Origin of the sequence: Luteimonas marina, assembly GCF_007859325.1 — a bacterium.
Lineage (GTDB): Bacteria > Pseudomonadota > Gammaproteobacteria > Xanthomonadales > Xanthomonadaceae > Luteimonas > Luteimonas marina.
In genome coordinates this window covers 59421-78786 of sequence record NZ_VOHK01000003.1, presented here as the reverse complement: position 1 = coordinate 78786, position 19366 = coordinate 59421, and the positions used below count along the sequence as shown (strand labels likewise).

Below are 19366 nucleotides of genomic sequence, written 5' to 3'. Positions count from 1 at the left end.
TCGATTCCAACCGGGACCCTGCGCCATGCACCGCGGCTGCTTCGCCTGGATCCTCGCCGCACTGCTCGCATCCGGCACTGCGACTGCCGCACCAGCCCTGCCCGACGACGGACCGGTTGCCGGCGAAGCGCCAGCCGGGGCACGGATTCCCCTCGAACACCTGCCCGCGCTCGCCGGCGACTACTTCCCGATCCACTCACAGGCGACGGGGCGCACCTACCACATCTACGTCCGCCTGCCGGAAGGCTACGACGCCGATGCCGACGCGCGCTGGCCGGTGGTCTACCTGCTCGACGGCGACAGCCTGTTCCCGCTGCTGGCCCCCACGCACCTGTTCCTGCACTACGACGAACAGCTGCCCGAGGCGATCCTCGTCGGCATCGCCTACGGCAGCTTCGATCCTTCGATCAACAAGCGGCACATCGACTTCAGCGCACCCGGCAGCGACACGCCGGAAGGCGAAAGCGGCGCGCCCATGTTCCTGGATTTCCTCGAACGCGAACTGCTGCCGGAGACCGAGCGCCGCCATCGCATCGATCCCCGGCGACGGGTGCTGGTGGGCCAGTCGCGCAGCGGCTACTTCGTGCTGTGGTCCGCGCTGCGCAGCCCGGACCTGTTCCGGGCGCGGATCGCCAGCAATGCGGCGTTCTCCCGCGCGCGCGACGACCTGTTCCGCGACGCGGCGCCACGTGCACGCGACGACCTTGCGCTGGTCGTCGCCAGCGGCGGACGCGACGCGGCCTTGCGGATGGAGAACGCACGCGAGTGGATCGCCGCCTGGCAGGCGCGCGACGACCGTCCGTGGGCGTTGCGGCACGAGATTCTGCCCGACGGCACCCACGCGGCCAGCATCGGCGACACCTACCGCCGCGCGATGCTCTGGCTGTTCCGCGAGGAAATCGCGGCGGCGAAGGCCGGCGCGCCGGACTAGCTGGCGCAGCTTCGACTCGGATGTTCACGTTTCCGTCGTCCCCGCGAAGGCGGAGATCCAGTGTCTTTGCGGTTGGTTCCAAAGATAAAGACACTGGGTCCCCGCCTTCGCGGGGACGACGGATATGCGAGCGTTTGCGCCAAATGCTGCAAGCCCGGCGTCACGGCCGCCAGTTGGAATTGTTCTCCCAGAATTCCACCGCGCGCCGGTAAGCCTCGCGATCGATCGCCACGCCCGAACCGCCCTCCCCCACCCCCAGCGCGTTGCGCATCATGGTGATCGGCGCCATCGGGATCTCTTCCGGTTCCATGGTGTAGAGGCAGCCGACGATGCCCCAGTCGGCGTCGATCGGCGCACCTTCCTTCGCCAGCTGTGCGCGGCTGTAGAGGATCGGCACGAGATAGTTCGCCACCGGTGGTTCCACGCCTTCGAACCAGCGCACCAGCACCGGCAGTTCCTCGCGCGTGCGCGCCTCGTAGGCCGAGCGCAGCAGGTGGCGGTTGTCGTCGGTGACCGGCACGGTCAGGCAGCGCGTGGTGGTCCAGTTGCGGTGCACGTGCAGCCGGCAGAAGGGCGCGTAGCCGGCGAGGACCGCGAACGGCGGCTCTTCGTTGAGGCGGCGTTCGAACGCTTCGGGCGTGCAGTCGCGGACGGTATTGCCGCGCGGCTCGCGCGGAAACAGGCGGGTCCGGGCAAAAGGGGTGAGGACGATGCGCATGGCGGCATGATGCCGGAAAGCGGCAAACGGCCGCATCGATTGCCCTGGCCGATCGCGGCCCTCCCGTCATTCCGCCCCGCATCCCTCTTGCTCATTCCGACCTCCCCACCCGACTGTCATTTCGACCGCCCATCCGACTGTCATTTCGACCGAAGGGAGAAATCTGCCCTGCCCCACCACCCCGGACAGCACGACGGCGAGGCGTCGGCCCCCACGCCACTCGGCCGGATTTTCGACGCGTCGGGAGGTTTCTCCCTTCGGTCGAAATGACAATCCGATGGGGCGCAGGCTTGCGGGCGTTGGACCGGCCGTCGGAAAACTCTATTCATCCATCGCGATATAGAGATATAATTCCAAGCCACGCCGGACACGACCGCCGCGATGACCCCGATCAGCTTCGAGTTCTACCCGCCCAAGACCGACGAGCAGCGCGCGCAGCTCGACCGCACCGCGGCCAGGCTCAAGGGCCATGCCCCCGAATACGTGTCCTGCACCTTCGGCGCCGGCGGCTCCACGCTCAGCTACACCGCCGAGACCGTGCAGCACCTGCTGCAGACCCACGGGCTGGACGCCGCGCCGCACCTGTCCTGCGTCGGCGGCACCCGCGAGGAAATCGCCGAACTGCTGGCCCGCTACCGCGACATCGGCTGCCGGCGCATCGTCGCCCTGCGCGGCGACCTGCCCTCGGGCATGGGCCATCCCGGCGACCTGCGCTACGCCTCGGACCTGATCGCCTTCATCCGCGCCCAGCACGGCGACCACTTCCACATCGAGGTCGGCGCCTATCCGGAAATGCATCCGCAGGCCGAGGACGCGCTGGCCGACCTGAAGCACTTCAAGGCCAAGATCGACGCCGGCGCCAACGCCGCGATCACCCAGTACTTCTACAACGCCGACGCCTACTTCCACTTCGTCGACGCCGTGCGCGCGCTGGGCGTCGAGGCGCCGATCGTGCCCGGCGTCATGCCGATCTCGAACTACTCGCAGCTGCGCCGGTTCTCGGAGCAGTGCGGCGCCGAGATCCCGCGCTGGATCGCGAAGAAGATGCAGGCCTTCGGCGACGACGCCGACAGCATCCGCGAATTCGGCGCGGACGTGGTCGCCAGGCTGTGCGAACGGCTGGTGGCGGGCGGCGCGCCGGCGCTGCACTTCTACACGCTCAACCTCGCCAGGCCGACGCAGGCCGTCCTCGCGCGGTTCGGCTGACCCTGGCGCGGCCGCGCGAACGCGCGGCGCATTGCCTCACGCGTGCTCGGTGCGGTTGCGTCCGGCCTGCTTGGCGCGGTAGAGCGCCGCGTCGACGTCGCCGTAGAACGCATCGGCATCGTCGTGCCGCGCGGGGTCGAACTGACCGCAGCCGATGCTGACCGTCACCGTGATCGCCTGGTCGAGGACCTGCATCGGCTGCGCGGCGAGTTCGTCGCGGAAGCGCTCCGCCCTGTCGAACGCCTTCGCGGATCCGGCCTCGAGCACGACGCCGAACTCCTCGCCGCCGAGCCGCACCGGCACGTCACCCGCCTCCGCGAAATGCGCGCGCAACCGCTGCGCCAGTGCCACCAGGCAAGCGTCTCCGGCGAGATGGCCCAGTGTGTCGTTGATGTGCTTGAAATGGTCGACGTCGACGATCAACAGCGAGATCGCCCGCCCGGGTGCCACGCTGCCCACCGCGCGCACCAGCGCGGCGCCGAACTCCCGGCGGTTGGCGAGGCCGGTCAGGCCGTCGACCCGGCTCTGCCGTTCGAACAGGTCGCGCTGCTGACGCAGATCCTCCTCGAGCTCCAGGCGCGTGCGGTACTCGCGATGGCTGCGCCGCAGCACCATGAGCATGTACAGCATGTACACCGCCCACATCACCGCCACCCAGCGCGCCACGCCATCCCACAGGACCAACTGGCTGGGCACCATCACGCACAGGATCGCGAGCACCGACGGCGTGGTGCGCATGCACATCGTATGCGCCAGCGCCATACCGAACGCGCCGGAAAACAGCAGCGCCACCAGCGGCGCGGGCTCGGGCAGTACGGCGAACGTCCATGCACCGAACGCGCCCCACAGCGCCGTCGTGACGAGCACGATGCCCCACAGCCGGCGCAGCTTGCGGCGCGCTTCCCCCACATCCGGCGTCGCCGAGGGTCGCACCAGACAGCGCAGCCCCGCCAGGAGCAGCAGGGTTCCGACCACCGTCGCGGCCTGCCAGCGCCATGCATAGATCCCGGCCGCGGAGAATGCCAGCAGCGCCGCAACCGGATAGAAGAAGCCGCCCAGGCGCGCGCGCTCGCAGGTTTCGCGCAGTTCCTGCAGCAACAGGTTGCGTCCGCTCTGCGCGGCGCGTTGGTGGATGAAATCGTCCGACGACATTCCCCGGCATCCGCCCACGCATCGCGCTTCGCGCGACGTGGTCGCCGCCTCTCCCTTGCAAGGCCGGCGCCCAGCGTAACCTGCCGGCACGTGCATGCCCATGAGCCGGATACGAACGGCGGCAACCATGGCCGGGCATCGCGTTCATTTTCGGATCGCGGCAACCTGAACATCGGCAGGCCCGGACTTCCCGCGCGCCTGCGCCGACGCTAGGCTGCCGCGATGCCTTCGCCCTGCCGCACCCTTGCCACGTCCCTGCTGCTGCTCGCGGCGCTGGCCGCGTGGCCGGCGTCGGCGCAGATCCGACGCTGCACGACCGACGATGGCAGCCACGTCTACACCGATCGCGAGTGCAAGGACATCGGCGCCATCGAACGCGCGCCGCGCATCGAGGTCGCCGGACAAGGCGGTCGCATCATCCGCCGTGACTGCAGCCGCAACGTGCAGGACCTGGTGTTCGAACTGACCGCGGCCATCGACAGCAAGGACGTGAACCGGCTCGCCGGCATCTACCACTGGCCGGGCACGTCCTCGCGCAACGCCTACGCGATCATGGGGCGGCTGGACGCGATCGTGAACCGGCCCTTGGTCGACATCACGCCCCTGCAGCCTCCGCCCCCGCCGAGCCCCGTGGCACCGGCCCCGCAGCCGCTGGCCTGGCAGACCGTCCCGCACGCCGCCGCTGCGCAGAACCCGAATGCGCCGGCGCCGGCCGCGCCCGTGCCGGAAGACGAGCTGCCGGACGCGGTGAAGGCCGCCGCCACCCGCCAGCAACACACGAGGCGCGCCCCGACCGGACTGGTCGTCGACCAGACCGTCGCCAACCGCATCACCCCGCTGCAGACGGTGTTCTCGCTGCGCCGGCACCTGGACTGCTGGTGGGTCAGCCTCTGACCGCTCCGTCCACGTTGTCAGCGTTCGCTTGTGGACAGGGTCGCGCCTGACGGCGCTACAAATGGCGACGCAAGGCCGTCACGGACCGCCACGATGAGGACGGCCACCGGCACTCAGGCCGCGTCACGCAGGCGATCGCGTTCCTTGGGCGCCGGGCGACCGACCGCGGACTCGGGGGCGGACTCGGGAGCGGAGGGCTCCACGGCAGGCTTGTCGCCCTGGGCAGGGACCGCCCCGGGCACCGGCCCGAACACCGGCAGCGCCCGTATCGCCGCAAAGAATCGCAGCGCCCGCGCCCGGTGGCAGCTGAGCGCATACCAGCCCACGCAGAGCGCCAGGAAGCTGAAGAGGATCAGGTGATTGGGGACGTCCCAGCGCATCATCTGCCCCGCCACCAAGCCGGTACAAAGACTGAAGACGGCCAGGGCCACCGCTGCCTGGGTCGGCCCGAAGCCGGCGTCCTGCATGAAGTGATGGATGTGGTCGCGTCCCGCCGTGAACGGCGAGCGCCCTTCGCGCCTGCGGCGCACCGTCAGCACCAGGCAGTCCATCACCGGAATCGGGATCAGCCACAGCGCCAGCACCGGATTCACCGGGTGGCCTGCATTCTGGGTCAGGCGGAACACCACCCAGGCCACCACCAGGCCCAACCAGGCGCTGCCGGCGTTGCCCATGAACGTCTTGGCCCGCGCCTGCCAGGGGAAGCGCATGTTGTAGAGCAGGAAGGCCGACACCAGGCCAGCGATCACCAGCGAGACCCGCGACAACGAGTGATTGCCCGCATAGATCGCCGCCGCCGCCAGCATGACCAGGCAGACCGCCACCAGCGAACCGGCCAGCCCGTCCGCGCCATCGATCATGTTGATTGCGTTGATGATGCCAACCGTGGCGAACACCGTGAACGGCACCGACAGCCAACCCAGGTCGCCGATACCGAACACGCCGATGTGCTCCACGCGCACGCCCGCGCCATAGACCATGATCAGCGCGGCCACCCCCTGGGCCAGCACGCGCCAATACCAGCGCAGGTCGAAGCGATCGTCGTAGAGGCCCACGGCCAGCAGCAGCAGCGAAGCGACGCTGAAGGCCACGAGCGTCGCCGCGGCATGCACCGGTATGGTCAAGCCCATCACCACCAGGAAGCCGACCACCATCGCCAGACCACCGATGATCGGCGTGGGATGGGAATGATCCTTGCGGCCCTGGGGGAAATCGAGAAGGCTCAGTCGCGGCGCCAGCGGATGCAGGAGCTTCAGCATCACCAGGGCCACCGCTGCGGCCAGCAACGCATGACCCAAACCGACATCGAGCGCTCGTTCCATCACAAACAGAACTCCATTACTCCAATCCGGTCCATGGCGGCCTGCCGGCGCGCACTCCCAAGGGCGGCAAGCCACCGAGGGAGCGCAGCCATGCGCAGGCCAAGGCGCAGGTCGAGCCGGTTCCGGCACGGTAGACACCAGAGCGGCCGGAACGCCGATTGTCCGCGCAGTTTGCCTTCCGCCTTGTGTAGGCGGCGTGACAAAATCAGGCACAAGCCATTCATTTTATGGATTTATTGCGCTGCAGTAAATCTCCGCCACGAATTGCCGCGCTACTCGAAACCGGGGGACGTCGGCGCCCTGCCGAGCGTTCAATCCGGTCGAACGCCGGCGCCACATAGGCACCCGCGGCATGGGCGCGCCGGAATTCCGACCCGGGCTGTCCGGCAGCCCGCACCGGGGCTGCAGCGTCGAGATCGACGCCCTGACCCATCTCGCCAACGACGTCCCCAACCAGCGCAATCACTCACGCCGCTGCCTGCGAGCCTCGTGCTTGCCCAACCCTCCACCGCGCGCGGTGGCCAACCGCACCCCGATCCCCAACACCACGCCGAGCATCCCGCCAATCAGGTTCACCAGCACATCGTCCACCCTCGGCTCCCGGGACGGCGTCAGGCCCTGCGCCCATTCCGCCGCAACGGCCAGCCCCACCACCAGCGCCCATCCCTTCCACCCACGCAAGTCCGCCCGCGCCAGCCACAGCAGCAGGCCCAGCCAGGCGAAGATCAGGAAGTGGGTCCAGTCGGAAACCTCCCACGGCGTACGCCCCGCGAGTCTCCGCAGGAAGCGCACGCCATCAGGCCCGATCACGCCGGTGATCTGCTCCCCCGGCATGAACAGCAGGCCCGAAACCAGCATCGCCGACCCGAACAGGGCCAGCCGGGCCAGCGGCCCCGCACGCCACGCCAGCGCCACGCCAACCGCCAGCGCCAGCACCGCCAGCAGGAGGTCGATCATCACCACGCGCCGCGCCCCTCGCGACGCGGCGGGCGGTCAGACCCGGTGCACATACACCTTCGACTTTTCGCCGCCGTGCACTTCGACCTCGCCGGTCACGCTCGCCCCCATGCGCCGGTAGAACCGGTGCGCCGGCGCCAGCGTCTCGCCCACGGTGATGCGGAACGCATCCACTCCGCGTTTCCGGAAATCCTCAACAAGCCGCCGGTACAGCCCTTCGGCCACCGACGTCCCGCGCCACTCCGGCGCAACCGCCAGGCTCAGCAGTTCGGCGTCCGGCAGCCCGCCAGGCAAGCCGCCGTCGCCGGAGTAGCGGACGATCTCGAGGATCCGCCGCACCTTGGCCGGCCGCAGCATCGCCGGCGCCAGCGCCAGGCCCAGGCGCACCGGACTGCGCATCATCCGGCGATAGATCGGCCCCATGCCCACGCCGCCGGTGATGAAGCCCTGTACCCGACCATCCTCTTCGGCGACCAGAAGCGTGGCTTCGCCGGTCCGATCGATGGCCTCGTACATCAGCGCCAGGAAACCCTCACCCAGCGTCGCCAGGAATCCCCGGTCCAGGCAGCGCATGTGCAACCTCGCCACCTGACGATAGCGCTCGCCCGGGGTCATGCCGAGGTGCGCGACGCGTCCGCAAGCCCCGCCGTGGCCGGAGCCCCGGTCGCCCCGCCTGCCGCCACCAGCTCCGCCGGCGGCATCGGCAGTCCGCGGAACACGCGCCAGAACACCGTCGAGCCCGGCACCAGCACCACCCACGCCGTCACCGCGATGCTGCACAGATAGGTCCACAGGCCCTGGTTGGCCACGTACCACTCTTCCAACCGGCCCTTGTAGGGCATGATCACGTCGTCGTAGAAGCGCTCGGGCTCGGCGCTGGCGTGCATCAGCTCCTCCTCGTCGCGGAAGACGATGGAGCCGATGCCGGACAGGCCCGGGCGCACCTTCATGATCTCGGCCTGCGAGCTCACCGGGAAGGCGTCGAAGCAACGCTGCGTCTGCGGCCTCGGGCCGATGATGCTCATGTCGCCCTTGAAGATGTTCAGCAGCTGCGGCAGTTCGTTGATCTTGGTCTTGCGCAGGAAGCGGCCCAGCGGCAGCACGCGCGGGTCGTTTTTCACCGTCACGGTGCCGGTGCCGAGGTTCGGGCTGTTCTTGAGCATGGTTGCGAACTTGTACAGGCCGAACATACCGCCGCCGCGGCCCACGCGCTGCTGCACGTAGAAGACCTCGCCCTCGCCTGTCAGGCGCAGGGCGATGGCGATCGGCACCAGCAGGGGCGAGAGCACCAGCAGGGCCAGGCCCGAAAACACGATGTCGAACAATCGCTGCATGTCACATCCTGCCGTCGAGGTACTTGCCCGTTTCCTTGTGGGCAAAGCCGGGAATCATGTGGTTGAACAGATCGACGATCTCGGGCTTGTCCCACGTCTCGCCGCCGCGAATTGCCTCGATCTTCTCCAGAAAGCAGTCGAGCCTGGCATCATCGAACTCCGGCGCGTTGAGGATCACGCCGATGCTTTCGAAGCGCTGCATGTCCAGCGTCTCGGCATCGGTGAAGAATTCCTCGAAATCCTTCTCGCCGGTGGTGTCGCTGGCGAAGAAGTACACCGGCCACTTCTTGGCGGCGATCAGCTCGCCCGCCCGGTCGCGCGCCTCGTCCTCGCTGCCGCACTCGTGCGGTTCGAAGCCCAGCGACTCCAGGTAGCGCACGGCGATGTCGGAGAACCGCGTCAGGTCCAGCTCCTCGCTCAGCTTCGGGAAGAAGATCTCGCGGTTTCCGCCCAGCAGGCACGAACTCAGGCACAGTTCGCCCGACTCCTGCGGCGTCACGAAGTAGCGCCGCACGTCGTTCGGCGCCGAGATCGGCTGCCGCTTGGCGAAGCGCTGGTTGAAGCCATGCAGCAGCGAGCCATCGGAGAAGGCCACGTTCGCGAACCGCGCCGTGGAGATCGGCAGCGCCAGGCTCGCGCGCATCAGGAACATCTCCATGATCCGCTTGCTCGCGCCCATCATGTTCACCGGGTTGGCGGCCTTGTCGGTGGACACGCAAAAGTACTTGCGCGCCCCGCCCGCCTGCGCCTGGGCGATCGTGCCGATGGTGTTGAGCACGTTCACCTCGATCAGCCGCATCAGGGTGAACGGGTCTTTCTCGCTGCGCACGTGCTTGAGCGCCGACAGGTTGAGCACATAGTCGTAGCCCTGCCCGGCCGCCATCAGCGCGGCGAACTCGCGGCTGCCGCAGTCGATGGCGAAGGTGCGGAAGTCGCCGTCGATGTAGCCCAGCGTGCTGCGGATGTCCCGCACCAGCTCGACCATGTTGTTCTCGCTGATGTCGACCACGTGCAGCGCCCGCGGCTTGCGCTTGAAGATCTCCCGCGTGACCGCCTGGCCGATGGAGCCGGCGCCGCCGATCACCAGGAAACGGCTGGACTGCACCAGGCCGGAGAGCTCGGCCTCGTGGCGCTGGATGTCGGTGTCGAAAAGCGGCGCGGTGCGGCCGATCAGGTCGAGAATATTCATGGAATCCGCTTCTGCCTCAGTCTTCCGTCCGGGTCGTATACGTCCAGCTCCGCCGCTGGCCTCAATGAACTGCGGTACACGACCAAGTTGACCCCACCCGGCCTTGCCTGCGACGGAAACATGAGTCCGTCGAGCCCCGCAGCCACCACGTCGTCTGCCATGTACCAGGTGGGCGGTTCCACCGAGCGCCCGAACCACTCGGCTCGCCAATCCACCTCGAAGTCGGCCCAGACGGGCGCCCACGACACCGGGTCGAACCCGGCACTGAGATCGGCGATCCGTAATCCATCCGCAAAGAACGTGCAGATGGTCCCAGGGGGCAGCCAGGGATTGTCCTGCCGGTACTCGTCTAGCGCAGTCGGTTCATCCAAGGACAGGTACAGCGCCTCCTGTCCCGGCCGGTTGAAGCGTCCGCCCTGCCGGGCAGCCCCCATCCCGGACAGTGGCGTATCCGCGAAAGCCGGCACGATGACCCGATACCAGGCCGGGAATTGCCGCCGGTCGAGCGCGAGCTCGATCATCCTCCCGCGCCGCCGGCCAGGGACTCCAGATAAGCGACCACGGCATCCGTGCGCCCCTCCTGGACCAGAGCCTCGGCCGTCTTGTATTCGAAAGCCTTCAGCGGCTGGTTGCGCAGCAGAAAGACCGCCCGCCCTTCGTCGCCAGTCATGGCCGTTGCCGCTGCCAGCAGACGGATCATCTCCTGCAGGTACTTCTGCAACTGGGCCGCCTGCGGGCGGGCGGTGGGCGTGTTGCGGTGCACATGCGCACGCTCGGCCAATTCCTGCACACGCAGGCCGAACAGCTCACCCACCTTGCCCGGAGACAGGTAGGGCGTATCGGCCTCGCGAAACCGTTCGGTCCAAGGCTCCTGAAGAATGGCGTTCATGTCAGGCCTCCTGAGCGCACTATTAATGTCACAATGGTGCACTTTTCTTGCACTCAAGACAAGAAGCTCACTGCGCCATTCGGGTATTGCCTTCGATGGCGACGATCACGCGCTCCACGCGTTCCGGATCACCGCCCTGCTCCACGATCCCGTTGCCGACTTCCGCCAGGCACCCGAGGATCCTGCCCGCCAATGATCGCACCCTGTCCATGACATAGGGCTTCCGGTAACCCGCGGCATCGGCGAACGCCACCCAGTCTTCAACGCCGATCCGGTCGATGCGTGCAGCCTCGCCGATGCGCATGGCAGGCGTGCGATCCACCAGAGATTCGGGCAGGTAGACCGTCGGCACCAGGTCGTACAGTGGTGCCAGCCGTCGCCTGCCCTCACGATCGCGGAGCAGGGACAGGTTTTTGGCGTGCGCATCGGCATTGCCGATCAACGCGTTGAACACCACCCAGTCCAGCAGGCCCTGCACCGCCCCCGGGCCCAGGGCGAGCCTGCGAACCAGCGCCGAACACGCGGCCAGGCCGGGCCCACCGCTGGCCTCGTACTTGAGCCCATCCGGATAGCTGAGGGCCTGGCAGAAATCCTCCTGGTGCAGGCGCTGCAGCGTGCCGTCGGATGCGCGGACGCGGTCGTAGCGCTCGATCAGCAGCGCCGGCGTGCCCGTCACGTCCAGCAGCCTTGCAGGCGCCGCATCCAGGCCAAGCCTGCGCGCCAGCGCCATGCCCAGCGCTTCGGCATCGCGCAGCCCGCGGAAGCGGCGGCTGTCAGGTTTCAGGATATGGGTGCTGGGTTCGCCACGATGCGGCAGGCGCAGCCGGCCATCGGCTTCGGCCACCACCGCCAGCTTGTCCTGTGCACCGGCCAGCGACAGCCGCATCGGCGTTCCCGCCAGTGCCCAGCTGCCTTCGCCGCCCACATCGCCCTGCAGGAAGAGCACGGCCTCCAGGTCGGTTTCACCATCATCGGCAGCGGCCCGCTCCTCTCCCGGCACCCGCAGGCTGACGGCACCGGCGCACTCACCGCCGATCGCTGCAAGCAGGGCGAAACCGTCGTCGTGCGGGATCCGCAGCCGCTGCACGATCGCCTGCCGTACCGCGCCTTCGGGCAGCAGGTTGCAGAACCAGTTGCGCGTCAAGGCGCCGATCCACGGTTCTTCGCGCAGTGGCATCGTCACCGAGAGCGCAGGTGCGCCAGCCCGGATGTATTCCCGGTGATAGGTAAACGTCCAGTCCTCCGGGCGACGCAGCGGTCCGGATATCTCCAGCATTCCTGCGGGCTGCCCGAACAGCTCGACGTCCAGTCGCTCGATCACGCATCCGCCCCGGTCAGCAGCAGGTGCAGGCCCAACACCGCGAGCACGTCCAGCACCTTGCCCAGCTCCGCGCTCGCCTTGCCCCGCTCCAGCTCGCTGATGAAACGCGGGCCGGTACCGGCCAGGCCGGCGAGCTCAGCCTGGGTCAGGCCGTGGGTTTTCCGGGCTTGGCGGACGGCCGCCCCCAACGTGCCAGGGTCGGCCAGCACGATTCTTGAACCCGAACGGGAATAATCCGCGACCATGAGTCGAATTTAGACTATTCGATCCCGAACGGGAACATTACGGCAGGTTCACCACCCGCGCCTCAAAAACCCCGGATCGGCCCAGGATACTGCGCAACCACCGGATCCGCGGTCAGCAGCGTGATCCCTTCCACCTGGGCCTGGGCGACCAGCAGGCGGTCGAACGGATCGCGATGGATCGGCGGCAGGGTGCCGGTGGTCACGGCATGCTCACTGACCACCGGAAGTTCCACGTAGCCGTTGTCGAGCAGGCCGCGACGCAACACCGCCGGCTCCACAGTGAAATCCGGCCGCCCAAGTCCCGCCTTGATCGCCACCTCCCACAGACTTGCGGCGCTGAACAGCAATACGTTGTCCGCATCTTCCAGCAGCGCGCGTGCCTTCTCCGGCAGGCGCTTCGGCTCTGCAGCCGCCCACAGCAGCAGATGGGTGTCGAGCAGGTACTTCACGCCGGCACGCCGAACAGCGCAGCGATCTCGTCCTCGCCCATCCGGTCGAAGTCGTCCGGCACCCGGAAGGCCCCCTGCAGGAAGCCCAGCCGCTTGACCCCTCCGGCTTCCGACGCATCCACGCGCATCACTTTCACCATGGGCTTGCCGGCTTTGGCGATGACCACGGTCTCCCCCGCCGCGGCACGTTCGACCAAGCGCGAGAGATGGGTCTTGGCTTCGTGGATGTTGACGGTGGACATGGCGCGGCCTCCCGACCCGACTAAGTCCTGTTAGTCTAGTCCTTGAAAGAACCGGCGCGCAAGCCTCAGCGCAACCTGCCGAACTCGCTCTCCGGCACGCTCGACGGCAGATTCACCACCCGCGCCTCCAGCCAGCGGGAGTTCTCCAGCCCGTCGTGCTGGCAGTGCTGGAACATCGGCAGCCGTGACATCAGGCGCCAGATCGGGCGGGTCATCACGTCGCGGCTGTTGGTGTATTCCAGCAGCGCGTCTCGGTCGGCTTCCGAATCCAGCACGATGGCGTTGAGCCAGTAGTTGGCCGTGGTGCCGGGCAGCGGCTCCACGAAGCGGACATCCGTGCGGGCGAAGAACCCACGGTAGCGCGCGGCCACCTCGGCCTTGATCTCCAGCATCCTGGGCAACCGTTCCATCTGCGCGCAGCCCAGCGCGGCGTTGAGATTGGGCAGCCGGTAGTTGTAGCCCACCTCGTCATGCACGAACTCGTAGGGGTGCGGGATCTTGGCGGTGGTGGTCAGGTGCTTGGCGCGGCGCGCCAGCGCCTCGTCATCCGTGATGATCATGCCCCCGCCACCGGTGGTGATCACCTTGTTGCCGTTGAAGCTGAGCGTGGCCAGGCGGCCGAAGGTGCCGGTGTGGCGGCCGCCGACCCAGCTGCCGAGGGATTCGGCCGCGTCTTCGACCACGCTGATGCCGTACTCGTCGCAAATCGCCACGATCTCGGCGATGCGCAGCGGGATGCCGAAGGTGTGCATGGGCACGCAGGCGGCGATGCGGCGGCCGGTGTGGCGGTTCCAGGCCTGGCCGTCGCGCTGCTCGGCGTGTTCGGACAGCCAGCGGCGCAGGGCTTCGGGGCTGAGGCCCAGGGTGTCGCGATCCACGTCCACGAAGACGGGATGGGCGCCGGCGTAGCTCAGCGCGTTGCAGGTGGCGATGAAGGTCAGCGCCTGGGTGATGACCTCGTCGTCGCGCTGCACGCCGGCCAGCTGCAGGGCGACGTGGAGGGCGGCGGTGCCGTTGACGGTGGCGATGGCGTACTTCGCGCCGGTGAAGGAGGCGATGTGCTGTTCGAACTCGACGACCTTGGCGCCGACCGAAGAGACGAAGTTCGAGTCGATGCAGTCGGTAAGGTATTGGCGTTCGTTGCCCTCGAAGACGGGCCGATGGAGGGGAATGAAGCCGCTGCCGTGCACGTCGCGGGCCAACTGCACCAACGATCGGCCCATCTCATCAATCGTCATTTCCACTTTTCTCATTCTCGTCAAATTGACCCCTAACAGCGGGATGCCAGCAGTAGCTTCTATCCCTGGCGGACGCCAGGCGAGACGTTGCTAGCCAGCTTTCTGCAAACGCGAATGAACTATCGCCGCGAGCCGGCGATACCCTGCCAACAGGGAGAACTTCTCCACGTAGTAGTCGAGCACCACGTTGCCGTTCCGATGGTCCACGGTATGCGGCCCTTTGGCATCAGAGAAGCGTAGTTCGCCGATTTCGCGTTCCTCGTATGCATCAGGGCTCAGGACGGTGACCTGCATGATCTTGACGCCATTTCCGTACGAACCGGAGTTGTCCTGACCGAACCGGTATAGCGCACCATCACGATGAATCAGGCGCCCCCCCATCCGGGCACCGGCGGGATGCATCACGACCGGGTTCATCGGGTGCGGCAGGTATGGGCCGTCCGGGGCATCGGCCACGTAGACGTACAGCATGCCGGCCGCCGACTGCGGCTGCCCTCCGAACAGGTAGTAGTGATCTCCATGCCTGACCAGCGACGGGTCCACGATCCTGGCGTCCTCAAGGCCCCGCAATGGAATCTTCCGGTCCCCCGATGGCGTGAGCAAGTACGGCGCCTCGTGGCCGGCGACTTCCGGAAGGATGAACTCCTGCCCGGCGTCAGTCACGGTGTAGGGATACGAAAAATGCGGTCCCGCCAGCAGCTTGCGCGAGAACTCCAGGGTCACTGCTTCAAACTCGACGATCTCACCCAATCCGCTGGATGCCACCATGGCTTCCGCCCTCACAACGGATCCATCCGAAGAGAAGAAGGGGTCCGCCAGGAAGCTATATTTCTCCGGAATCCTTGGCTGCCGCCCGCCCGACACGGTGGTGGTTGCCCACGAGAAGATGTCCAGGTCGTCCCGCACCACGATGTTCCACTTCTTCTCGAACAGCGCGCCATACAGCAGGCGGGAAAATTTTCGGCTCAGCATGGGTGCGCAGAACTTCGCGACCGTCCAGTTGCCAGGCAGGCGGTAGTTCTTCCCCTTCGGCTTGATCGCAACCGTCAAGCCGTTGCGGTAGTTCATCAACGCGCGGCGGAACAGCGCCGGAGATGCCCGGTACAGGCCCTGAATCGTCTGCCGGTACGAATACGGGTACAGCTTGGCATGCCCGAGCGCGAGCACTTCGCCACCATCCAGGACGTTCGACAGCTTCTGGACGATCATTCCTACACAAGGGGCGTTGTTCTGAATCTCATAGAAGCCCGCGGGCCTGCCACGGTAGAACCGCGGATCGCCGTGGTGGAACGACAGCACGTCTACGCCTTCAAGGTTGTCCATGCGCAGCAAGGACATGCCGAACTTGATGATGGTCCGGACACCTCTTGCCCGCATCGCATCGACAATCCCGTCGGGGATCGTCTGCCAGGCCCCTGAGTACAGCGAATCGAAGGTCAACACTTCGAGGCCATCAAACTCAACCGCTCGCTTGCGGCTCAATGTGCTCCGGATGGAAAGCACGTTGAGCGCATAGTAGCCCGCATGGGCAAAGACCCTTTTGTGCGTGACCGTGTTGCTACAGTTGAGGACAACCACAACCTCAAGCAGATCAGAAACCGCGGAAAGCGCCTCTTCCTGCCAGCGGCTCAGGGATAGATCATCTACAAGCAGTGCTACTTTTATTCTCATGGTTCAGAACTTTCCGGCCTTCGGTCGTCGTTCATGCGTCTTCCGTCGTCCGCATCGCGGATGCCCATCTCCCGCAACATCACCGCATTGACCTTGTGCACGTCGTACTTGTCCTCTGCAATCTGCCTTGACCGCCGCCCCATGCGCGGGGCGAGCGCGGGATCCTCGATGAACTTCAGCATGGCGTCCACCAGCGCATCCACCGACTGCACCGGGACCAGGAAACCATTTTCGCCGTCGATGACCGTCTCGCGACACCCCGGGGCATCGGTGGTGATGATGGGGCGGCCCATGGCCATGGCTTCCAAGACCGTGCGCGGGGTGCCTTCGCGGTAGGAGGGCAGTACATAGACCGTGCTGGCTGCGATGGCCGGACGTACGTCGTCCAGCTTGCCTAGGAACTCGATGGTGCCGTCAGCGACCCATGCATCCAGCTCCGACTGGGCAATGGCGTCCGGGTTGCTGTCGATCCAGCCCACCAGTTGGAATCTGACGCCGGGATCGGCATCCTTGATCCTGCGCGCCGCCTCGGCGTACTCACGCACACCCTTGTCGCCCAGCAGGCGGGCAATCAGCAGGAAAACGGGCTCTCGGGCGGGAAGCGGATGCAGCGGGAACTGGGCAACGTCCACACCCGACCCGTTGACCACCACCGAAGGAATATTCGCCGGAAGCAGGCCGAGCTGACGGAACAGGCTCTCGTCGTCAGGATTCTGGAAGAACACCTTGTGCGTGCGGCGAAGTGCGAAGCGATACAGCAGGCGCACTAGGCGGGTGACCAGTCCCTGGCGGGCGCCGGTGAAGGCATAGCCCAGGCCTGTGACCAGCGCGTAGCGGCGCGGCACGCGCGCCAGCCAAGCGGCGATAGTGCCGTAAATGACGGGCTTAATCGTGTAAGGCAGGGTGATGGTAGGCCTAACCGAGCGCATCAGTTCGAACAGGGTTGCGAGCAGGCCGATGTCGGCAAGCGGGTTGGTTCCGGCACGCTGCAATGGGATGTCATGAAGCGCCACGCCAATCGACGCCAGCTCGTGGCGGAGGCCCGTGACCTCGTCGACTCCAGGAACTCCTACCTCAACCGCCGCTCTGGAATCCCGCAGCGCACGAATCAAAGTTCCACGGAACGTGGACACGGAGGCGGCGAAACCCGCGATCAGCAGTATGCGATGCTCCACTACCTAGCGACCCTCGCCGACATTCTCGAAATTACCTTGCGCACGGCTCCCGTGTGCGCTTCTGTCAACAATGCAAAGAACCAGGCGATCGAGCAGAGAAGAAGAACGACGATGATCTCGACCAATACGCCAATGATCCCCGGCTGAAACCCATGGAATCCATTGGCGTGGGCCAGGAAGTATCCGGAATTGATAAATGGGTAATGCAGGACGTAAAGGCTGAAAGAAAATCCCGCGCCCCCCCGAATCAATCTGTCAATCGAATCGTTGAACAGATACTGGCGGCTCGCAAAATATACGAACGCAATACGCATCACGAGAAACGCCGCTCCAGCCACCAGAAGATCAGGCCAGAACAGGTCAATCTCCAATCCGTCAAACATCAATCGCCCTCGCGCGACCAACGGACGCAGAAGCGCAGCAATGGTGAGGAGGGCAAGAGCCACAACCAATGCTCGACCTGATCCGAACCGTCGCATCGCGGGTAGCACCATGACAAGGGCACCGAGCAGCCACATCAAAAAGTACGCAGCCTTTCTCGGGCCAATAAACACCAGAAGCACGATGGCCAGCGCAATGAGTGCCAGCGTGCGCCTGGACGTTCGCGCGATCGCAGCCAGAAAAAGCGCTGGAAAGATCATGTAGTACCAGAACTCGTTACTGATGGACCAAAGCGGCGCGTTTGAACCGAACTGGGGCACCAGTATCGTCTGTACGAAGAGTACGTTCCCGGCAAAAACCTCTACACCAGCCCCTTTGTTCACCCAGCCATTCGCGTCTGCAACAAGATCCACAATGAAGGTAACGACGAGCGCCGGAATCAACACCAGCCAGAGGCGCGACAATCGCGCGCTCAAGTAGTCCGCCCAATCAAACTTTCGCCCCTGCATAAGCACCGTTCGATAGATCGATCGTGAGATGAAAAGGCCACTCAGGACAAAGAACACGACAACTGCCGGACTACCAAGCAGGTTCAACCAGTAGAGCAATTGAGTCCAAATCCCGGGATTATCCAGATAACCGTAACCGACGAACAGCCTTGATGCCAGATGCTCCATGACAACGATCACTGCCGCGCTGAACCTGAGCAGATCGAAGAACGTCGATGCGGCGGGCGAGAACAGTTCCTCATGTCTTCTGAAGCGCGCCGGGGCGGTGCTCACGCTAACCCTCAGAGTATCATCCACATGCTCCGTTGACGAGATATCGCTCATTGGCCACCAAGTGGTTCGCGGTTCAGATCGAGCAATATATGGTCTTCGTTGCTGGCCTGTGCGAAGCCAGGAGGATGTCCCCCGAAAGATCTTTGTCTTGAGATCAGAGTTCATGGGGATTTCGCATCCACCACATCACGATACAACGACATATGAAGGGCAACCGCCGTCCCAAGCTCGTAGGAAGCGGAGTAATTCAAGGCGTTATGAGAAAAAAACGACCGTTGCGACTCCGACGCGATTAGACGGCGCATTGCTGCGGCGAGGTCCTTGGCGATCGACGTATCCACAACAAGCCCATTTCCCACCCTATGCACCACCTCGGCGCAGCCGCCGACATTCGTCACGACCACCGGCAATCCAGTCAAGGTTGCCTCCAACAGGGCAATAGGAAGCCCCTCCCAAGATGACGACATCACGAAGATGTCCGCTCCTGCCAATCGTTCGGAAACATCATTGACGTTGCCAAGCAGCTTGACCCGATGCGCCAGCTGATGCTGCTCGATCTGTTGCTCAAGCACGCCACGTAGCGGCCCCTCACCAGCGATCTCAAGGGTGAAATCCATGTCGTCCAGCTCGGCGACGGATTCCAGCAGCAAGGTATAGTTTTTTGCCTCGGTTAGCCTACCCGCTGAGAACAGCTTGACCGTGCCGTCCCTTCTCGAATCCTGGGGTCTTCGCCAGACGCGTTCCGGGGAAACAGCGTTATCGATTCTGACAACCGGTCTTGAGCTTGCTCGATTCAGAACGTTTACGCACGCAGCGCAGATGCCGATATACCTGCTAACCACCCGATCCAGAAACACTCGATAGAGCCATGCGGGCACCCTCAACTTGATGGTGTGTTGGGTATAAACCACTGGAACAGGACAGAACGCCGCGAACAATAGGCCGTAGGACAGGTGGGAATGTATAACGTCTGGCCTCCACTCCCCTGTCATCTGTCGCAGTCTCGTCCATCCGAAGACCGGGCTTCGGCGGGCTTTGTAGCCGATGAAGTCCACTTCGACTCCCCCTGCCGCAAGCTCCTCAAGAAAATTCTGCTCATAGGACTGCTGTCGGCCTACTTCGTGCGCATGGTTGAGGAACGCGACGGCGACAAAATGCCCCTCGGCGGCCATGGCAAGCGCGAGGTCCTTGACGTAAACCTCAGCCCCGCCGGCAGTCGGGGAAGACAGGATATGCACGATTCGCAGCTTGCGTGGCTCTAAGCCCAAAT

General features: G+C 65.4%; 21 protein-coding genes. 3 read left to right on the top strand and 18 right to left on the bottom strand.

Annotated features, from left to right (window positions below; translation table 11 throughout):
• Positions 1-25: 25 nt before the first annotated feature.
• A complete protein-coding gene (locus FQY83_RS07030; RefSeq protein ID WP_146386521.1) occupies positions 26-931 on the top strand; it encodes an alpha/beta hydrolase in 906 nt (301 codons plus the stop codon).
• 160 nt (positions 932-1091) lie between these two features.
• Here FQY83_RS07030 and FQY83_RS07025 read toward each other — a convergent pair whose 3' ends face one another.
• Positions 1092-1649: a DUF3228 family protein gene (locus FQY83_RS07025; RefSeq protein ID WP_146386519.1), complete on the bottom strand. Its 558-nt coding sequence runs from the start codon at positions 1647-1649 to the stop codon at positions 1092-1094.
• Positions 1650-2030: 381 nt separating this feature from the next.
• On the opposite strand from FQY83_RS07025, the gene metF reads away from it, so the two are divergent.
• Complete coding sequence (gene metF / locus FQY83_RS07020) at positions 2031-2855, top strand: methylenetetrahydrofolate reductase [NAD(P)H] (protein WP_146386516.1); 825 nt, start codon at positions 2031-2033, stop codon at positions 2853-2855.
• A gap of 36 nt (positions 2856-2891) precedes the next feature.
• Here metF and FQY83_RS07015 read toward each other — a convergent pair whose 3' ends face one another.
• Positions 2892-4007, bottom strand: a complete 1116-nt coding sequence (locus FQY83_RS07015; RefSeq protein ID WP_158636449.1) for a GGDEF domain-containing protein — start codon at positions 4005-4007, stop codon at positions 2892-2894.
• Between the two features lie 222 nt (positions 4008-4229).
• Between FQY83_RS07015 and FQY83_RS07010 the strand changes: the two genes are divergently transcribed.
• Positions 4230-4901 (top strand): hypothetical protein, encoded by a 672-nt coding sequence (locus FQY83_RS07010; protein WP_146386513.1) that lies wholly within the window; start codon positions 4230-4232, stop codon positions 4899-4901.
• A 113-nt stretch (positions 4902-5014) separates the two neighbouring features.
• Here FQY83_RS07010 and FQY83_RS07005 read toward each other — a convergent pair whose 3' ends face one another.
• The 16 genes from FQY83_RS07005 to FQY83_RS06930 all read right to left on the bottom strand — a co-directional run bounded on the left by FQY83_RS07005 (position 5015) and on the right by FQY83_RS06930 (position 19334).
• Positions 5015-6223, bottom strand: a complete 1209-nt coding sequence (locus FQY83_RS07005) for an undecaprenyl/decaprenyl-phosphate alpha-N-acetylglucosaminyl 1-phosphate transferase (RefSeq protein ID WP_146386511.1) — start codon at positions 6221-6223, stop codon at positions 5015-5017.
• Positions 6224-6685: 462 nt separating this feature from the next.
• On the bottom strand, positions 6686-7180 hold the full coding sequence (locus FQY83_RS07000; RefSeq protein ID WP_146386509.1) for a VanZ family protein: 495 nt from the start codon (positions 7178-7180) through the stop codon (positions 6686-6688).
• Positions 7181-7216: 36 nt separating this feature from the next.
• Positions 7217-7795 carry a GNAT family N-acetyltransferase gene (locus tag FQY83_RS06995; RefSeq protein ID WP_146386507.1) on the bottom strand — a complete coding sequence of 193 codons (579 nt, stop codon included), beginning with the start codon at positions 7793-7795 and terminating at the stop codon, positions 7217-7219.
• Complete coding sequence (locus FQY83_RS06990; protein WP_146386505.1) at positions 7792-8514, bottom strand: sugar transferase; 723 nt, start codon at positions 8512-8514, stop codon at positions 7792-7794. Before FQY83_RS06990 ends, FQY83_RS06995 begins: the two co-directional genes overlap by 4 nt.
• Before the next feature lies 1 nt (position 8515).
• Positions 8516-9703 (bottom strand): UDP-N-acetylglucosamine 4,6-dehydratase, encoded by a 1188-nt coding sequence (locus tag FQY83_RS06985; RefSeq protein WP_146386503.1) that lies wholly within the window; start codon positions 9701-9703, stop codon positions 8516-8518.
• Positions 9700-10224: an RES family NAD+ phosphorylase gene (locus FQY83_RS06980; RefSeq protein ID WP_146386501.1), complete on the bottom strand. Its 525-nt coding sequence runs from the start codon at positions 10222-10224 to the stop codon at positions 9700-9702. The genes FQY83_RS06985 and FQY83_RS06980 overlap by 4 nt, the downstream gene beginning before the upstream one ends.
• A complete protein-coding gene (locus FQY83_RS06975) occupies positions 10221-10592 on the bottom strand; it encodes a DUF2384 domain-containing protein (RefSeq protein WP_146386500.1) in 372 nt (123 codons plus the stop codon). Before FQY83_RS06975 ends, FQY83_RS06980 begins: the two co-directional genes overlap by 4 nt.
• 67 nt (positions 10593-10659) lie before the next feature.
• Positions 10660-11913: a type II toxin-antitoxin system HipA family toxin gene (locus tag FQY83_RS06970; protein WP_146386498.1), complete on the bottom strand. Its 1254-nt coding sequence runs from the start codon at positions 11911-11913 to the stop codon at positions 10660-10662.
• On the bottom strand, positions 11910-12158 hold the full coding sequence (locus tag FQY83_RS06965; RefSeq protein WP_192906680.1) for a type II toxin-antitoxin system Y4mF family antitoxin: 249 nt from the start codon (positions 12156-12158) through the stop codon (positions 11910-11912). Before FQY83_RS06965 ends, FQY83_RS06970 begins: the two co-directional genes overlap by 4 nt.
• Positions 12159-12220: 62 nt before the next feature.
• On the bottom strand, positions 12221-12607 hold the full coding sequence (locus tag FQY83_RS06960; RefSeq protein ID WP_146386496.1) for a type II toxin-antitoxin system VapC family toxin: 387 nt from the start codon (positions 12605-12607) through the stop codon (positions 12221-12223).
• Entirely contained in the window at positions 12604-12849 is a 246-nt protein-coding gene (locus FQY83_RS06955) for a type II toxin-antitoxin system Phd/YefM family antitoxin (RefSeq protein WP_146386493.1), read from the bottom strand. Before FQY83_RS06955 ends, FQY83_RS06960 begins: the two co-directional genes overlap by 4 nt.
• Before the next feature lie 65 nt (positions 12850-12914).
• The gene (locus FQY83_RS06950; RefSeq protein WP_192906679.1) at positions 12915-14072 is read right to left on the bottom strand and encodes a LegC family aminotransferase; all 1158 of its coding nucleotides are present in this window, start codon (positions 14070-14072) and stop codon (positions 12915-12917) included.
• 105 nt (positions 14073-14177) lie between these two features.
• The gene (locus FQY83_RS06945) at positions 14178-15758 is read right to left on the bottom strand and encodes a glucosamine inositolphosphorylceramide transferase family protein (RefSeq protein ID WP_146386489.1); all 1581 of its coding nucleotides are present in this window, start codon (positions 15756-15758) and stop codon (positions 14178-14180) included.
• The gene (locus FQY83_RS06940; RefSeq protein WP_146386486.1) at positions 15755-16933 is read right to left on the bottom strand and encodes a glycosyltransferase family 4 protein; all 1179 of its coding nucleotides are present in this window, start codon (positions 16931-16933) and stop codon (positions 15755-15757) included. The genes FQY83_RS06945 and FQY83_RS06940 overlap by 4 nt, the downstream gene beginning before the upstream one ends.
• Positions 16933-18096: an acyltransferase family protein gene (locus FQY83_RS06935; RefSeq protein ID WP_158636448.1), complete on the bottom strand. Its 1164-nt coding sequence runs from the start codon at positions 18094-18096 to the stop codon at positions 16933-16935. Before FQY83_RS06935 ends, FQY83_RS06940 begins: the two co-directional genes overlap by 1 nt.
• Before the next feature lie 161 nt (positions 18097-18257).
• Positions 18258-19334, bottom strand: coding sequence for a glycosyltransferase family 4 protein (locus FQY83_RS06930; protein WP_146386482.1), 1077 nt, complete (start codon positions 19332-19334; stop codon positions 18258-18260).
• Between the last annotated feature and the right edge of the window lie 32 nt (positions 19335-19366).

What these genes read in the sequence shown, in the direction of transcription:
- FQY83_RS07030 (WP_146386521.1), top strand. Translation starts at nt 26, where the DNA reads ATGCACCGCGGCTGCTTCGCCTGGATCCTCGCCGCACTGCTCGCATCC.
- FQY83_RS07025 (WP_146386519.1), bottom strand. Translation starts at nt 1,649, where the DNA reads ATGCGCATCGTCCTCACCCCTTTTGCCCGGACCCGCCTGTTTCCGCGC.
- metF (WP_146386516.1), top strand. Translation starts at nt 2,031, where the DNA reads ATGACCCCGATCAGCTTCGAGTTCTACCCGCCCAAGACCGACGAGCAG.
- FQY83_RS07015 (WP_158636449.1), bottom strand. Translation starts at nt 4,007, where the DNA reads ATGTCGTCGGACGATTTCATCCACCAACGCGCCGCGCAGAGCGGACGC.
- FQY83_RS07010 (WP_146386513.1), top strand. Translation starts at nt 4,230, where the DNA reads ATGCCTTCGCCCTGCCGCACCCTTGCCACGTCCCTGCTGCTGCTCGCG.
- FQY83_RS07005 (WP_146386511.1), bottom strand. Translation starts at nt 6,223, where the DNA reads ATGGAACGAGCGCTCGATGTCGGTTTGGGTCATGCGTTGCTGGCCGCA.
- FQY83_RS07000 (WP_146386509.1), bottom strand. Translation starts at nt 7,180, where the DNA reads ATGATCGACCTCCTGCTGGCGGTGCTGGCGCTGGCGGTTGGCGTGGCG.
- FQY83_RS06995 (WP_146386507.1), bottom strand. Translation starts at nt 7,795, where the DNA reads ATGACCCCGGGCGAGCGCTATCGTCAGGTGGCGAGGTTGCACATGCGC.
- FQY83_RS06990 (WP_146386505.1), bottom strand. Translation starts at nt 8,514, where the DNA reads ATGCAGCGATTGTTCGACATCGTGTTTTCGGGCCTGGCCCTGCTGGTG.
- FQY83_RS06985 (WP_146386503.1), bottom strand. Translation starts at nt 9,703, where the DNA reads ATGAATATTCTCGACCTGATCGGCCGCACCGCGCCGCTTTTCGACACC.
- FQY83_RS06980 (WP_146386501.1), bottom strand. Translation starts at nt 10,224, where the DNA reads ATGATCGAGCTCGCGCTCGACCGGCGGCAATTCCCGGCCTGGTATCGG.
- FQY83_RS06975 (WP_146386500.1), bottom strand. Translation starts at nt 10,592, where the DNA reads ATGAACGCCATTCTTCAGGAGCCTTGGACCGAACGGTTTCGCGAGGCC.
- FQY83_RS06965 (WP_192906680.1), bottom strand. Translation starts at nt 12,158, where the DNA reads ATGGTCGCGGATTATTCCCGTTCGGGTTCAAGAATCGTGCTGGCCGAC.
- FQY83_RS06955 (WP_146386493.1), bottom strand. Translation starts at nt 12,849, where the DNA reads ATGTCCACCGTCAACATCCACGAAGCCAAGACCCATCTCTCGCGCTTG.
- FQY83_RS06950 (WP_192906679.1), bottom strand. Translation starts at nt 14,072, where the DNA reads ATGGGCCGATCGTTGGTGCAGTTGGCCCGCGACGTGCACGGCAGCGGC.
- FQY83_RS06945 (WP_146386489.1), bottom strand. Translation starts at nt 15,758, where the DNA reads ATGAGAATAAAAGTAGCACTGCTTGTAGATGATCTATCCCTGAGCCGC.